Annotated in this window: 17 protein-coding genes; 8 read left to right on the forward strand and 9 right to left on the reverse strand. The window is 39.7% G+C overall.

What is annotated here, in order from left to right:
* Positions 1–29 precede the first annotated feature (29 nt).
* On the reverse strand, positions 30–758 hold the full coding sequence (locus V7654_RS05480; protein WP_335429132.1) for a ZIP family metal transporter: 729 nt from the start codon (positions 756–758) through the stop codon (positions 30–32).
* A 394-nt stretch (positions 759–1,152) separates the two neighbouring features.
* Between V7654_RS05480 and V7654_RS05485 the strand changes: the two genes are divergently transcribed.
* The 3 genes from V7654_RS05485 (at position 1,153) to V7654_RS05495 (ending at position 4,012) form a co-directional block, all read left to right on the forward strand.
* Positions 1,153–1,785 (forward strand): 2OG-Fe(II) oxygenase, encoded by a 633-nt coding sequence (locus V7654_RS05485; RefSeq protein ID WP_335429668.1) that lies wholly within the window; start codon positions 1,153–1,155, stop codon positions 1,783–1,785.
* A gap of 571 nt (positions 1,786–2,356) precedes the next feature.
* Entirely contained in the window at positions 2,357–2,896 is a 540-nt protein-coding gene (locus tag V7654_RS05490) for a GNAT family N-acetyltransferase (RefSeq protein ID WP_335429134.1), read from the forward strand.
* 294 nt (positions 2,897–3,190) lie between these two features.
* Complete coding sequence (locus V7654_RS05495; RefSeq protein WP_335429136.1) at positions 3,191–4,012, forward strand: putative protein N(5)-glutamine methyltransferase; 822 nt, start codon at positions 3,191–3,193, stop codon at positions 4,010–4,012.
* Positions 4,013–4,276: 264 nt separating this feature from the next.
* Here V7654_RS05495 and V7654_RS05500 read toward each other — a convergent pair whose 3' ends face one another.
* Positions 4,277–5,056 carry a PhzF family phenazine biosynthesis protein gene (locus V7654_RS05500; protein ID WP_335429138.1) on the reverse strand — a complete coding sequence of 260 codons (780 nt, stop codon included), beginning with the start codon at positions 5,054–5,056 and terminating at the stop codon, positions 4,277–4,279.
* A gap of 152 nt (positions 5,057–5,208) precedes the next feature.
* Positions 5,209–6,489, reverse strand: a complete 1,281-nt coding sequence (locus V7654_RS05505) for an MFS transporter (RefSeq protein ID WP_335429140.1) — start codon at positions 6,487–6,489, stop codon at positions 5,209–5,211.
* Between the two features lie 202 nt (positions 6,490–6,691).
* Here V7654_RS05505 and V7654_RS05510 point away from each other — a divergent pair, with 202 nt between their 5' ends.
* Positions 6,692–7,477 carry an SDR family oxidoreductase gene (locus V7654_RS05510; RefSeq protein ID WP_335429141.1) on the forward strand — a complete coding sequence of 262 codons (786 nt, stop codon included), beginning with the start codon at positions 6,692–6,694 and terminating at the stop codon, positions 7,475–7,477.
* A gap of 376 nt (positions 7,478–7,853) precedes the next feature.
* On the opposite strand, the gene V7654_RS05515 is transcribed toward V7654_RS05510, so the two are convergent.
* The 4 genes from V7654_RS05515 to V7654_RS05530 all read right to left on the reverse strand — a co-directional run bounded on the left by V7654_RS05515 (position 7,854) and on the right by V7654_RS05530 (position 9,568).
* Positions 7,854–8,201 carry a VOC family protein gene (locus V7654_RS05515; RefSeq protein WP_335429142.1) on the reverse strand — a complete coding sequence of 116 codons (348 nt, stop codon included), beginning with the start codon at positions 8,199–8,201 and terminating at the stop codon, positions 7,854–7,856.
* 80 nt (positions 8,202–8,281) lie between these two features.
* Positions 8,282–8,746, reverse strand: a complete 465-nt coding sequence (locus tag V7654_RS05520) for an SRPBCC family protein (protein WP_335429144.1) — start codon at positions 8,744–8,746, stop codon at positions 8,282–8,284.
* Between the two features lie 15 nt (positions 8,747–8,761).
* On the reverse strand, positions 8,762–9,184 hold the full coding sequence (locus tag V7654_RS05525; RefSeq protein ID WP_335429145.1) for a DUF1801 domain-containing protein: 423 nt from the start codon (positions 9,182–9,184) through the stop codon (positions 8,762–8,764).
* A gap of 231 nt (positions 9,185–9,415) precedes the next feature.
* The gene (locus V7654_RS05530; protein ID WP_335429147.1) at positions 9,416–9,568 is read right to left on the reverse strand and encodes a hypothetical protein; all 153 of its coding nucleotides are present in this window, start codon (positions 9,566–9,568) and stop codon (positions 9,416–9,418) included.
* Between the two features lie 223 nt (positions 9,569–9,791).
* Between V7654_RS05530 and V7654_RS05535 the strand changes: the two genes are divergently transcribed.
* The 3 genes from V7654_RS05535 (at position 9,792) to V7654_RS05545 (ending at position 11,781) form a co-directional block, all read left to right on the forward strand.
* Positions 9,792–10,307, forward strand: a complete 516-nt coding sequence (locus V7654_RS05535) for a DoxX family protein (RefSeq protein WP_335429149.1) — start codon at positions 9,792–9,794, stop codon at positions 10,305–10,307.
* A gap of 214 nt (positions 10,308–10,521) precedes the next feature.
* Positions 10,522–11,316 (forward strand): SRPBCC domain-containing protein, encoded by a 795-nt coding sequence (locus V7654_RS05540; RefSeq protein ID WP_335429152.1) that lies wholly within the window; start codon positions 10,522–10,524, stop codon positions 11,314–11,316.
* A gap of 30 nt (positions 11,317–11,346) precedes the next feature.
* Positions 11,347–11,781 (forward strand): SRPBCC family protein, encoded by a 435-nt coding sequence (locus V7654_RS05545; protein ID WP_335429154.1) that lies wholly within the window; start codon positions 11,347–11,349, stop codon positions 11,779–11,781.
* 149 nt (positions 11,782–11,930) lie between these two features.
* Here V7654_RS05545 and V7654_RS05550 read toward each other — a convergent pair whose 3' ends face one another.
* Positions 11,931–12,827, reverse strand: coding sequence for a carbohydrate kinase family protein (locus V7654_RS05550; protein ID WP_335429155.1), 897 nt, complete (start codon positions 12,825–12,827; stop codon positions 11,931–11,933).
* 186 nt (positions 12,828–13,013) lie between these two features.
* On the reverse strand, positions 13,014–13,166 hold the full coding sequence (locus tag V7654_RS05555) for a hypothetical protein (RefSeq protein WP_335429158.1): 153 nt from the start codon (positions 13,164–13,166) through the stop codon (positions 13,014–13,016).
* A gap of 221 nt (positions 13,167–13,387) precedes the next feature.
* On the opposite strand from V7654_RS05555, the gene V7654_RS05560 reads away from it, so the two are divergent.
* Positions 13,388–13,903: a DoxX family protein gene (locus V7654_RS05560; protein WP_335429159.1), complete on the forward strand. Its 516-nt coding sequence runs from the start codon at positions 13,388–13,390 to the stop codon at positions 13,901–13,903.
* The last annotated feature ends 43 nt before the right edge of the window (positions 13,904–13,946 follow it).

Genomic DNA, 13,946 nt, shown 5'->3' on the forward strand with positions numbered 1-13,946 from the left:
GGGGCTGACCAAGGCGCTTGCGCTTTTCGTTATGCAAAATGATTAAGTATTATAGATGCCAACAGGCCTAGGGCTGTGATTAGGCCTGTTATTGGTCCGCTTTCTTCGAAGGCTTCCGGCATCATCGTTGAAGCAATCATGGCGATGATTCCTCCGCCTGCGAAGGCTGATATCCCGGCCATGAGGCCATCCGATGCACCATCAAGGAAAAAGAATCCTGCCCAAGAGGAAAATGTAGAAATAGCCAGTACTGTTAACCACATTACAGAAATTTTTGTCTTGGAATAGCCGTTTTTCCTCATCCCGGCAGTACTGGAAAGACCCTCCGGAATATTACTGATAAAAATGGCGACTACGAGGAGGAAGCTCACCGTTTCCTGCTCAAGAAGGCTTGCGCCGATCATGATCGACTCTGGAACGGCATCGATGATGGTCCCAATGAATAAGGCGATTCCTGCACTCTCAGCTGCCTGTGTTCCGGATCTTTTTCGATGCGAAGCTCCTTTTTTGGAAACGATATAGTCAAATATAGTAAAAACTGCAGCACCGGAAAGGAATCCAATAGCGGTAGAGCTGATGCCGCCCGTACGCACCGCTTCACCAATAAGCTCATAGGAAGCCGCACCAATCAGGACTCCGGTTCCAAATGCCATGATAAAGCCAATCACTTTTTTAGGGAGTGAGAAAAACATTGCCACCAGGGAGCCGAGCAAAACCGCCGACCCCGAAACCGCACCCCACATTGCTGCATGCCACATAGCTACGCTCCTTTCATATAAAAAAATTACCCATTAATTTTCAGGGCAAACGTAATGAATGAAGAGAATCAAGAGGAGAAACAAAGAGGAGATACACTTAGACTTTCCCATTAAAAAGGATATTATCATTTGTACATGGGGACGGTTCTCATGTTCCCAAAAGGAACGTGAGAACCGTCCCTGTGTTACCTTTGTAAAGAAAAAAATCTTTTTTTATGAAAATAAATTAATAGAATTACAGGATGTGCAGTTGTAAAATTAGTAGTAAACCAGTTGAGATCCATTTTGGAAAAGGGGAGAAAGCGAAACCTCACCTATAAATTGACCGTTTTCAGCGTTTGAATTATCTAAAAATTCATAAATTTAAAGAAAATAAGAGGTTGATGAATTGAAAATGGATGTAAAAGAACAAACAATTTTTAATCACACCGGAAATAAAATCATGACCGAAGATAGAGAAATTAACATAATAGCAAGATTACATGAACCATTAATCGTGGTTTTAGGAAATGTTTTAAGCCATGAAGAATGCGATGAGTTAATTAGGATGTCAAAAGATCGATTGCACCGTTCAAAGCTTGCGGATGGCCTGGAAGTGGATGAGCTTAGAACAAGCAGCTGTATGTTTTTCGAAGAAGGAGAAAATGACTTTGTCGCCAGGATTGAAAAAAGGGTATCACACATCATGAATATCCCTGTTGAACATGGCGAAGGCCTGCAAATTTTAAATTATAAAATTGGCCAGGAGTATAAAGCTCATTATGACTTTTTTACATCAAAAAATAAGGTAGTAAGCAATCCTAGAATCAGCACACTCGTCATGTACTTAAATGACGTAGAAGAAGGCGGAGAAACCTACTTCCCTAAACTGAACTTCTCCGTATCTCCGCAAAAAGGCATGGCAGTGTATTTCGAATATTTCTATGACGACCAAACCTTAAACGAGCTAACCTTACATGGCGGAGCACCCGTTATCGTCGGAGATAAGTGGGCAGCAACACAATGGATGAGGAGAAAGAAAGTTTAGGAACATGGGGACGGTTCTCGCGTTCCAAAAATATTAGATCATGACTTTAAAGTAATGCAAAAACCCGTCGAACTGGACGGGTTTTTGCATTTATTATCGATTTTCCCTTTTTCCTAAGGCTTTGTTATTTTTAAATTTACCAAAACGAATGAATTAAAAGTGGTATTTACTGTGTCAGTCATAATTAGAGATGAATAATTAAAACGAATAAAAAGCAGCTTGGCGTCAGAATAACGGGTTCGGTATTCGAGTACAAAAACTTAATTAGCACGCCAATTAGCAGTCCTATTCGCAATTGAATTGGACTGCTTCTGTTTTTTGATATAGTAGGGTTATTAAGTGTATTAATGGGGAATTCGCACCAAAATTCGCACCTCTTTTACCAGGCTGACAGAAATTATTGTCAATATGCTGATACGTATGCTAATCCCTACGCGAATGATGTGCTGATAGGTAGGTTATTGGATATTTATGTTAAAATTATAGGTGAGCTTATTCAATTAACGGTGTAGTTAAAGAAGAATTTAATAAATGAGGGTGAACATTCTTACGAAATGGAGGTGCAATTAAAATGATAATTAGGGCTGTTAAACAAGAAGAATATAGTTTTATCGAAGATTTTGTTTATGAAATATTCAAGAATACCAACTATTCAGATGGTGTAGTTGAAAAATCTCTTGTAAGAGAGATTCGGGAAAAACAATATTACATCCCACAACTAGATTTAGTTGCTGAGGAGAAAGGGAAAATTATTGGACACTTTATACTTTCTAAACTTCCATTAAGTAATAAATATGAAAATGAAATTTTAATGCTATCCCCCGTCTCTGTGGCAATTAATAAGCAACGACAAGGTGTGGGTAAGTTTATGTTGCAGGAAGGTATTAAATTAGCTTCTGAAAGAGGTTATAAGGGAATTATTGTTGAAGGAGATTTTAGATACTATCGACGCTTTGGATTTAAAACATCAACTGAGTTCGGTATATATGCTTCTAAGAAAAACTTACCACCATCCAAGGAGAATTTAATGGCAATGGAGTTGTGTGAAGATGGGTTGAAAAACATCTCCGGTGAAGTGGACTATACAATTTATCATTCATTGACACATTGAAATATATTTTACACCTCAAATTAAAAGCCGAAAAAAATTCTCGATAGTATGACGTCCATACGGGTTGTTAATCAATAAAAATTGGTATTATCTAGCTACGTGTTTCTTTAATTACTTATAACGAAAAAAATTAATGCTGGTTTCAGATTGTGAATTATGTACTTCAACAAATGGGCGCGTTGATCCAGGAAGGATTAACCGCTTTTTTTGTTGAATTCCTTATTGAACATACGGGTTAATTGAAGAAGGACATTTAAATTATTTCTAGAATAAAAAAGATTAATAACTGTCATTATGGAAGCGGTGGGATTAATAGGACAGAAAATCAATTTATTTTTAGATAATAAAACTGAAAAAAGCATAATTAACAGACTACGGAGTGAGGGTTGTATTTTCGCTGAAAAAGAAACACAGTTACTTACCTCTGAGGCTAGAAGTATAGAGGAATTAATGAATATGGTAGAAAAACGAGTAAGTGGTTTACCGCTTGAATACGTGCTTGGATTTACAAATTTTTGTGGTCTACGAATAGGAGTCGAACGGGGAGTTTTTATACCACGTCCACGTACGGAGTTTCTGGTTCAGCAAGCAAAAGTTTTAACCCGCCCATATGATATTGTTTTGGATTTATGTTGCGGGTCTGGTGCTGTTGGTGCTGCAATAGCAACCGACTTTAAAAAGATTTTATTACACTCCGTTGATATTGACCCCGTTGCTGTACGATGTGCTTCCAGTAACATAACTAAGATTGGCGGTCACGTTTATCAAGGTGACTTATATGATGTATTACCCCATTCATTGAGAGGTCAAGTGAACATCATAGTGGCTAATGCACCTTATGTTCCTACTGACTCAGTAAAATTCCTTCCACGAGAAGCACGTTTATATGAATCAAAAGTGGCACTTGACGGAGGAAAGGATGGACTAGACCTTCATCGTATGGTGGCGGAAAAGGCACCCCACTGGCTTGTTTCTGGGGGGCATCTATTGATAGAGACGAGCGAAATGCAGGGTGCAAAAACCTTTGAAATCTTTGCTAAAGCTGGACTAATTACCAAAATACTTAGAGATGAAGAATTGGATGCAACAGTTGTTATTGGAACAAAATCTGGCTAAGAGTAACTACAAAATAAATAACTTATTCAGCTAATGGGTAGCTAATGTTGAAGAAAGAATGTATATAAAAATGCTTGGAGCATCGATTGCTCCAAGCATTTTTCATTGGAAATTTACTTGCTAAATTGCCTGCTAATAATAGTGCGAAATATTATGTGAATAGCAAACTTTATTCGAATATTGTACTTCAAAACCGAACCCGTTTGCTTCAGAACGCCAAGCTATTATTTTTGGTTTGACTATTTTTTATATCTTACATTGTTATTACCCGATAAATATATCTGCTATTAAATAGAGTGCTGCTTTTCCAGCTATCTTTACTCGTGTATCTTCGTGCTTACAATATAGCATACCGCCTCTATTTGATAACTGTCTTGCAACCATTTCTCGTTTCTTTAGTTTCTCTGCCCAAAGAGGAATTAATCCACAGTGGGCAGAACCACATACTGGGTCCTCATTTACTTTTAACTTTGGGAAAAAGGCTCTTGAAACAAAATCATCATTATTTCCTTTGGCAGTAACAATAACTCCAAGTCCCTCTGGCAGTTGCTCTAGTTTTGAAAAGTCAGGACTTATATTTTTTACCACTTCTTCTGATTCTAATACAAATAGCAAATCTCTATTCAGATAAGTTTCTATCGGAGTGGTTCCTAAAGCATCAATCATCTGTTCGGTAAGAGTGATCTCCTTAGAAGGAACGGTTGGGAAATCTAGTTCATACAAATCGTCTCTTCTATTAACAGTAAGTGTCCCACTCAACGTCTCAAATTGAACGGTTTCTAATTGCTTTTCAAAATAGTTCAGAATGACAAAAGCCGTAGCTAATGTTGCATGACCACAAAGGTTAATTTCTCCTCCTGGCGTAAACCATCTAAGCTTATAGTTTTTCACATTTTTTACTGCAAATGCCGTTTCAGAAAGGTTATTTTCAATCGCAATCTTTTGCATAATATCATCAGGAAGCCATTCCTCCATAATACAAACCCCAGCAGGATTACCCTCGAAAACGTTTTCAGCAAATGCATCAACCACATAATATTTCATCATTCTGCCTCCTAGATAAATGAATTTAAACATCCTATGTTTGATATAGAAGATAATAAATGGCTAAAAAAAAAACAGTTAAACATAACTAAGCCTTTCCCAAAAAAACGTGGGGACGGTTTTCGTATTTCATTGGGAATTAAATTGAACCACTAGATCCGTCCCTGTGTTCCTGCTTCATGAATGACGGTCTTCGAAGGTTGTTTCTTGATGACGATGACGAATAAACTGCCTAGTAAGCAAAAGATGCCTGCCAGGAAAAATGCCCAGGTGTAGGAATTGAATATCTTGTAAATCAGCCCGCCGCCAAAGGCTGCTACTGCGGCACCAGCCTGATGTGCTGCGAAAATCCATCCGTATACGATTCCGCTTTTTTCAATTCCAAATACTTGTCTTGAAATACTGATCGTTGGCGGTACGGTTGCGATCCAATCCAAACCGTAAAAGACCGAAAAAATCACCAGCAAAACGAAGGAATCTTGTAGTAAGGCATAGGGAAGCAATACTAGTGATGCTCCTCTCAGGCCGTAGTACCAGAATAATAGCCATCTATTATCAAAGCGATCGGATAACCACCCAGACAGGGTTGTTCCGATTAAATCAAAGATTCCCATAAAGGAGAGCAGTGAAGCCGCTGTGACTAAAGGGATTCCGTAACTCATACAGTAAGAGACGAAGTGAGTGCCTATTAATCCGCTTGTTGATAAGCCGCAAATAAAAAAACTGCCGGCTAATAACCAAAATTCTTTTACCTTCACCGCTGCGAAAAGACCATTAAAAGCAATAACAATGGGATTCTTCCGTTGTTCTTCATTACGTTCTTCCCGTTCCTCTTCAAGCCCGTAAGGAAGGATTCCAGCATCTTTCGGGGTATTTTTCATGAATAAAAAAATGATGAACAGCATGATGATACTTAGGACCATAATAAAACCTATTGCCCAGCGCCACGAATAGGTTTCAATCATAATCGCCAGCACCGGCAGGAGAATTAATTGTCCTGTTGCTGTACTTGCCGTTAATATTCCTACCGCAAGACCGCGCCTTTTTTCAAACCAGCGATTTGCTATATATGGACTAAGCACGGTTAAAAATAAACCGGATCCTAATCCGATGATGATTCCCCAAATGATCACGAGCTGCCAGGATTCCTGCATCACAAGTGTTAAAAGCGTACCTGCCAGCAAGGTGACCATGGATATGACCATCATTTTCTTTAGGCCAAACACTTCAATCAGTGCAGCCATAAAAGGGCCGGAAATGCCATATAAAAAAAGGCCCACTGCAAAAGCGAGTGAAATAACAGACCGGCTCCAGCCAAATTCGTTTTCAAATGATTCTATGAAAACGCCTGAAGAGGATCGGACGATTCCAGCGACGATAATGGAGAAGAAAGAGATGATTAAGATAATCCAACTATAATGGAGACGTTTCAAACCCTTCACCTGCGTTCTTTTAATTTAATTCTAAATTTTACAACAAATCTTACAGTATTAATATACTTATTTGTGAACATGGGGACGGTTCTCGCGTTCCTTTCAGGAACATGAGAACCGTCCCCATGTTTTACCTATGTTTTATGTTAGACCCTAATGGGAAGACAAGATAGATAGTTGAACCGATTAGGAGGAATGCAGGATGAGTAAGACGATTTTCATTACGGGGGCTGGGAGTGGGCTTGGCAGGGGTGCGGCGCTTGGTCTTGCCAGGAATGGCCACCGCGTTATTGCGACGACGGAGCTGACTTCCCAGAAAACGGATCTGGTTCGAGAAGTTGAGGAACTGGGCTTAGATATGGAAGTATTCAAGCTCGATATTACGAACGAGCGGGATCGAGGGCAGATTGAAAAATACGATTTCGATGTGTTTGTGGCAAATGCCGCGATTAATGAAGGCGGGCCGCTGGCGGAAGTGCCGATGGACCGCGTCCGTGCGCTATTCGAAGTCAATGTATTCGCCACACTGGAAACCGTGCAAATTGCAGCGAGAAAGCTTGTGGAGAAAGGAAGCGGAAAGATAGTCTTCATGAGTTCAATGGCAGGTATATCGGCAACGCCATATGTAGGTCCATATACAGCGACAAAGCATGCCATCGAAGGAATCGCCCAAACGATGAAGTCAGAGCTTGAAAGCTTTGGGGTTCAAGTGGCAACCATTAATCCAGGGGCTTTTAATACAGGCTTCAACGACCGAGCAGCAGAGGAGAAGTGGAAATGGTTCGACGAGTTCAAGAATTTTACCGACAAAGAAGATATGAAAAAACAAGAAGAGGGACTCGAAAATCAGTTTGATCCAGAAGATATGATTCAAAAGATGATTGAAATCATTCCAGCTGATCACCATAAATTTCGCACCGTTTACCCGGAGGAAACAGAAAATCAGCTTAAAAAGACGGAGAAAGAACGCTGGGATATGGATATTTGATTAGAACCATATGCATAAAGTGAATGATTTTTATCAAATGGGTCGGGTTTTGACTTGCAATAAACAATTCAATTAACAAGAAAACGCTCAGGGAATATAAAGTCTCTGAGCGCTTATTTATATTGTGTGATTGAACATATGGACCCTTTATTTTATTCCTGCTTCTTTAGAAAACTAAAATAAAACAAAAAGGAAATCATGACAAGCATGGCATAAAACCAGACCGAACGATACCAAACATTCTTTAATTCTATCCAAAAACTCATTCCCCCTTGTTCTGGTGGTAAGACAGAATATACAGACACTTCCACATAGAACATTACAAGGAAAAACAAGAACAAAGACAAAAATAATATCCGTTTCAAAAGTTTTGCGTTTATTTCTCCCATAGCTCAACCAGTCTGCCATCAGGATCTTCTATCCATATAAACTTTCCAAATTCACTAATCTCTTTTTCCTTCACAAGAGGAACACCAATTTGTTCAAGATGCTTAATCGTCTCATTTAGGTTATAGACTTGGAAGTTTAACATCACTTGTTGTTCCGTTGGGAAATAACTGTCATCTTCAGCAAAGAATGAAAAGATAGTTTCATTTTCTGAATGGGGTTTAATAATAGCCCCATTCCAATTTTCCATATTAATCTTCAATACTTCACTGTACCATTTTTTAATAGCATCTAAATTTTTAGTTCTCCAAAATATTCCCCCGAAACCTTTTATCATCATAATTAACTCCCTTCTATTAGGAACATGGGGACGGTTCTCGCGTTCCTTTCTGGAACATGAGAACCGTCCCTGTGTTTTTATTTTTCCATCATCTTCTGATCAAGATGCTCAAGGATCATCTTCCAGGCGTCTTCATGCCCGTTTTTCGAGTCTTCGTCTGGAAAGCCCTTATGGCTAAGTTTTAAAAGTGTGCCGGTTTGGTGAGGCTCCAGATCAATGGTTAGGACGGTTTCCGCGCCTTTTGTGCCCCCAGCACCTGTTAACCATGTAAGCTCTATCAGACGGTCCGGCACTAATCTGAGAAATCGTCCATAATGAGGATGGCGCTGAATTTCATTATGCTCATCCGGTCTAAAGACGGTTTCAAAGAAAAATGCCGAGTTGACCTGCGCCTTCATGATCAGCGTCCCAGGGGCTGCGAACCATTGATCGAAATTCTCTGTCCACGCTCTATAAAGTACATCAGACGCGGATTCCATTAAACGTTCAACCTGCAAATCATACGGTCTTGCAGAAAGGTCAGGTGTTGTAATGGGTTCCATGGTACATCCTCCGATTCATTCATTTGGATATGTTTCTTGTAAAAACGCAACAGACTGATTAATTAATGCTTTTAAAACTTCAGTGTCAATGTCAGCTATCTTATTTATGTACACACATGCTTTTCCTGTAGTATGCTTGCCAAAATCCTTTAAAAGCTCATCTCGCTTCGTATCACCAACTGCAAAATACAGACTGATCTTGGCCTTGCGAGGAGAGAAGCCAACCAGCGGCGCATCGCCTTCGTGGCCGGATTCATACTTATAATGATAGGATCCAAATCCAATGATGCTCGGTCCCCACATCTTCGCCTTATAGCCTGTCGTTTCCGTAAAAATATCTAACAATTTGTAGGCGTCCTCACGTTTCTTCGGGTTGTCGACCATTTCGATAAACTCAATCACACTATTATCATTTTCCTTCGTTTTTAGCTCGTACATATTTGGTATCTCCTTTCATGAAACAGAGGGCAGGTCTGCTGTTTGAAAACTAATATATAGACTCTTCCGTTTCCCTGACAATCATCCAGCTGCCAGTTCTCGATGGTAAATAGCCTTGCCAATACTTCTTCATTTATTTCGAGAAAGCAGGGGTGAAATCCTTCAAGGGAACATGGGGACGGTTCTCATGTTCCAAAAATAAAAAGCCCGCCGTAAAAGCGAGCTTTGGTTTTACCTATTTTGGTCCATCTTGTTGTTCTTCTTATCCGTAATCTCAATATATCTAATCGTTTCTTTCTGAAGCTTTCGATAAGTGGCTGTAAGTACAGCTGCTCCTGCTGAAATCATTGATGCCAGCAGCAGTTTCTTTTTCGTCTTATCCATGATCACCCTCCGTTTTAAAAAACTGCTTTTAATGTGTAATTCCCTATTTTCACCTGCATTAAAAGTACTGTGAGGCTTTAATTTTTTACAAGAAAAACGTCTGTCATAATACGTTCAAAACATTTCAACAGAATTGTGAAATCATTCACAAAAACCCCTATTTTCAAGATAAATTTGTTAAATTATAAGTGTAATAATAATTCATTTTTGGAGAGTGAAGATCATGGTTGCCAAATGGTTAAGAGAAAATAACATCGCCGCTGGAATTTTGACAGTGTTACGTTTATATCTAGGTTACAATTGGATGCATGCTGGATGGGGCAAGCTGACTGGTGGGGGATTCGATGCTAGTGGATTTTTGAAAAATGCGGTTGCCAATCCGGTAAAAGGCCCGGATGGTAACATGGTGTATAGCTGGTACGTATCTTTCCTAGAGAACTTCGCTTTGCCAAACATTGATATTTTCAACTTCATTGTTCCAGTTGGTGAATTCCTGATCGGTCTTGGCTTGATCCTTGGCTGCTTAACAACTGCCGCAATGTTCTTTGGCTTAGTGATGAATTTCAGTTTCTTCCTTGCCGGAACAGTATCTCACAACCCAACAGACATCTTCCTAGGCTTCATCATCCTGTTCGCTGGCTACAACGCTGGCCGCTATGGTTTAGACCGTTGGGTAGTGCCATTCCTTCGTAAAAATGTTTTCAAGCGAGCAGAGGAACTGGCCCATAGAGCTGTATAACCGAAGTTAATTCCCCCTTATAATATGGATGGCTGTCGAGATACTCGGCAGCTGTTTTTTTTATGGGCATGCTCTTAAAAAGTGAACAAGAGAACCGTCCCCATGTTCTTTTTAGGAGGGTCTATTGACCGGAGTGAACTAACATGTTACTATAAGGTCACATATTAAATGTTACTTTTTGGTCACATGTTATAGAAAGAAGCAAAAAACCTCGATGAAAGGGTTCGTTGTAATGGAGGAAGGACTTTCAATCGTATTTAAAGCATTAGGACACCCTATTCGAAGACAGATTCTCGATATTCTCAAAAAATCACCTAGAACGACTGGTGAGCTTAATGATTTTTTTCCCGAAGTCAGCAGGTATGCCATTATGAAGCATTTAAAGAGCTTAGAGGAAGGGAATTTGGTGGTGGTCCGTCGTGAGGGTAAATACAGGCGGAACTATCTTAACGCGATACCCCTTCAGGAAATGCATGACCGTTGGGTAGGGAAATATATGCAAACCACTGCTAGCTCACTGTTAAACTTACGGTCAGCCGCAGAACAAAAAGGAGGAAAAGAAGAAATGACAAAAGTTGATCACTTTCAAATTGAACAAGAATTACTCATTGATGCCCCTCGTGAAGAAGTATTCAAAGCGTTAACGGAAAGAGTGGAGGATTGGTGGGAATTCCGATTAGCTCCAAAAGGAGAAATCTCTCATTTTACCTTTGAACCAGTACCAGGAGGACGTTTTATCGAAAAATGGGGTGAAGATAAGGGTGCAGTCTGGGGAAGTGTTTACTACGTGAACGCTCCAGAAGAAATCCGTCTCCACGGCCACCTTGGCATGCAAGGAGCAGTGAACAGTGCCTATACGTATCGTCTTCTTGAAAAAGAAGGGAAAACCTTGCTCCAGCTTTCTCATACTGCTTCAGGAATCCTCCAGGAAAATTGGGAAGAGGACCACAGAAATGGATGGCAACATCTTCTCGGTACATTATTGAAAAATTATGTGGAAAATAAATAAAGCTAGTTATCTATGCAGGAGGAAGCTAGGATGGTAGATGTTTTAACCGAAATTGAGATTAAGCTTCCGGTCAATGTGGTATCTGACTATGCCATGAATCCAGATCATGCTCCGGAATGGTATGTAAATATTCATTCAGCAGAGTGGAAGACTCCAAGACCAATGACGATAGGTTCACAAATTGCTTTTAAAGCGAAATTCCTTGGGCGAGAACTCGCTTATATTTATGAAATCATGGAATACGAACCAGGAAAGAAGCTCGTTATGAAAACGGCTCAAGGGCCATTCCCGATGGAGACCACATATACATTTGAATCATTAGACGAGAATCTTACACGAATGACCTTAAGGAACACAGGCAATCCCACCGGATTCTCAAAGGTATTCTCTCCTTTTATGTCAACCATGATGAGAAAAGCAAATATGAAAGATTTGAAAAAAATTAAGAGCATTCTGGAAGGGTAAGAACCATGAGAAGCATGGGGACATATCTTGTGCTTCCGTTTTCTTTTTAGAAGCACAGGGACGTATCTTATGCTTCCGTTTTTATATACCTTTACTTTTCGGCCGATCTTAATAACTTATGAAGAAGCAAAGGGAACGTCCCTTTGCTTCTATAAAGAGCCAAATTTTGTGGCAGATATGGCCCCGGCTTTATTTGCAAACTTAGTGTAATCCGTTAATTGAGCTTCGCTTTTTGGAGTCCCCCTGTCATGAAAACAAGATAGAAGGGCCGCCATAAAAGCGTCGCCAGCACCTGTTGTATCTACCGTCTTAACCGTAATTCCGGGAACATGAACCATAATAGTTTGATGGATTGCACACGCTCCGTCCTTTCCTTTTGTGATAAAAAGGAAGGGAATCTCCATTTTCGCTATGTGCTCCAATCCTTTTTCCAGAGTTTCTGTTTCTGTTAAAAATAGCAGTTCCTCTTCAGCCATTTTTACGATATCTGCCCTTTTAACATAGGATAAAATCGTTTCTCTGCACTGATTCTCGCTTTCCCATCGTTTCAGCCGGATATTCGTATCAAAAGCGATTTCCATATTTTCTTCTTTGGCATATTGTAGAGCCTGTTCGGTTGTTTTTCTTGCGACAGGGTGAAATAGAGTACCGGATCCAAAGTAAAAAATCTTACTATTCATAAACGGCTTTTTATCAAGCTCCTCCGAGGTGATCCACTCATCAGGAGTTTCGTTTATGTATGAATGGAAGTAGCGTTCTCCAACCTGGTTTAAGTGAATATAGACCGAGCAAATTCTTTTTTTTAGATGATAAGCACAAAAGGAAACATCAACATTTTCTTTCATTAATTTTTCCTCTACAAATTTACTTGTTTCATCCTTCCCCAATTTACAAAAATAGTAGGAGGGAATCCCATGTCTCCTTATCCCAACTGCTACATTAACAGTAGCACCCCCTAATAATTGCTGATACGTTGTATTAGATGGATCTGTTGCAATAAAGTCTACAATTGCTTCGCCTAGTGATATAATCCCTTGCTTTTTCAATATGTGGCTCCTTTCATTACAAATACAAAATGTTCATATAAAAAAGACTGTAATATACATATTTTACGAATATATTAACAGCTATTTTAGATGTTTGAAACAGTAGTTTTGCTATTTTTTTTGGAACATGGGGACGGTTCTCATGTTCCTAAAATAATAAGCCCGCCGTAAAAGCGAGCTTGGGTTTTACCTATTTTGGTCCATCCAGCTGTTCTTCTTATCCTTAATCTCAATATATTTAATCGTTTCTTTCTGAAGCTTTCGATAAGTGGCTGTAAGTACTGCTGCTCCTGCTGAAATCATTGATGCCAGCAGCAGTTTCTTTTTCGTCTTATCCATGATCACCCTCCGTTTTAGAAAACTGCTTTTAATGTGTAATTCCCTCTTTTCACCTGCATTAAAAGTGGCTGTGAGGACTTTTTTACATTAAAATGACTCTGTCATAATTCGTTCAAAACATTTCAACAGAATTGTGAAATCATTCACAAAAACCCCTATTTTCAAGATATATTTGTTAAATTATAAGTGTAATAATAATTCATTTTTGGAGAGTGAAGATCATGGTTGCCAAATGGTTAAGAGAAAATAACATCGCCGCTGGAATTTTGACAGTGTTACGTTTATATCTAGGTTACAATTGGATGCATGCTGGATGGGGCAAGTTGACTGGCGGAGGCTTTGACGCAAGTGGCTTTTTGAAAAATGCAGTGGCCAATCCGGTAAAAGGTCCCGATGGTAACATGGTGTATGGCTGGTATGTATCTTTCCTAGAGCACTTTGCTTTGCCAAACATTGATATTTTCAACTTCATTGTTCCAGTTGGTGAATTCCTGATTGGTCTTGGCTTGATCCTTGGCTGCTTAACAACTGCCGCAATGTTCTTCGGCTTAGTGATGAACTTCAGTTTCTTCCTTGCCGGTACTGTATCTCACAACCCAACTGACATCTTCTTAGGCTTCATCATCCTGTTCGCTGGCTACAACGCTGGCCGCTATGGTTTAGACCGTTGGGTAGTGCCATTCCTTCGTAAAAATGTTTTCAAGCGAGCAGAGGAACTGGCCCATAAAACTGCATAACCTAAGTTAATTCCCCATTAATATAGACGGCTGTCGAGATACT

The organism is Bacillus sp. JJ1609, from assembly GCF_036967045.1.
In the GTDB taxonomy this organism is placed as follows: domain Bacteria; phylum Bacillota; class Bacilli; order Bacillales; family Cytobacillaceae; genus Mesobacillus.

Coding starts and splice junctions, on each gene's coding strand:
- V7654_RS05490 (WP_335429134.1), top strand. CDS start 2,357: ATGATAATTAGGGCTGTTAAACAAGAAGAATATAGTTTTATCGAAGAT.
- V7654_RS05520 (WP_335429144.1), bottom strand. CDS start 8,746: ATGGAACCCATTACAACACCTGACCTTTCTGCAAGACCGTATGATTTG.
- V7654_RS05560 (WP_335429159.1), top strand. CDS start 13,388: ATGGTTGCCAAATGGTTAAGAGAAAATAACATCGCCGCTGGAATTTTG.
- V7654_RS05525 (WP_335429145.1), bottom strand. CDS start 9,184: ATGTACGAGCTAAAAACGAAGGAAAATGATAATAGTGTGATTGAGTTT.
- V7654_RS05540 (WP_335429152.1), top strand. CDS start 10,522: ATGAAAGGGTTCGTTGTAATGGAGGAAGGACTTTCAATCGTATTTAAA.
- V7654_RS05535 (WP_335429149.1), top strand. CDS start 9,792: ATGGTTGCCAAATGGTTAAGAGAAAATAACATCGCCGCTGGAATTTTG.
- V7654_RS05510 (WP_335429141.1), top strand. CDS start 6,692: ATGAGTAAGACGATTTTCATTACGGGGGCTGGGAGTGGGCTTGGCAGG.
- V7654_RS05480 (WP_335429132.1), bottom strand. CDS start 758: ATGTGGCATGCAGCAATGTGGGGTGCGGTTTCGGGGTCGGCGGTTTTG.
- V7654_RS05530 (WP_335429147.1), bottom strand. CDS start 9,568: ATGGATAAGACGAAAAAGAAACTGCTGCTGGCATCAATGATTTCAGCA.
- V7654_RS05485 (WP_335429668.1), top strand. CDS start 1,153: ATGGATGTAAAAGAACAAACAATTTTTAATCACACCGGAAATAAAATC.
- V7654_RS05555 (WP_335429158.1), bottom strand. CDS start 13,166: ATGGATAAGACGAAAAAGAAACTGCTGCTGGCATCAATGATTTCAGCA.
- V7654_RS05495 (WP_335429136.1), top strand. CDS start 3,191: ATGGAAGCGGTGGGATTAATAGGACAGAAAATCAATTTATTTTTAGAT.
- V7654_RS05545 (WP_335429154.1), top strand. CDS start 11,347: ATGGTAGATGTTTTAACCGAAATTGAGATTAAGCTTCCGGTCAATGTG.
- V7654_RS05500 (WP_335429138.1), bottom strand. CDS start 5,056: ATGAAATATTATGTGGTTGATGCATTTGCTGAAAACGTTTTCGAGGGT.
- V7654_RS05515 (WP_335429142.1), bottom strand. CDS start 8,201: ATGATAAAAGGTTTCGGGGGAATATTTTGGAGAACTAAAAATTTAGAT.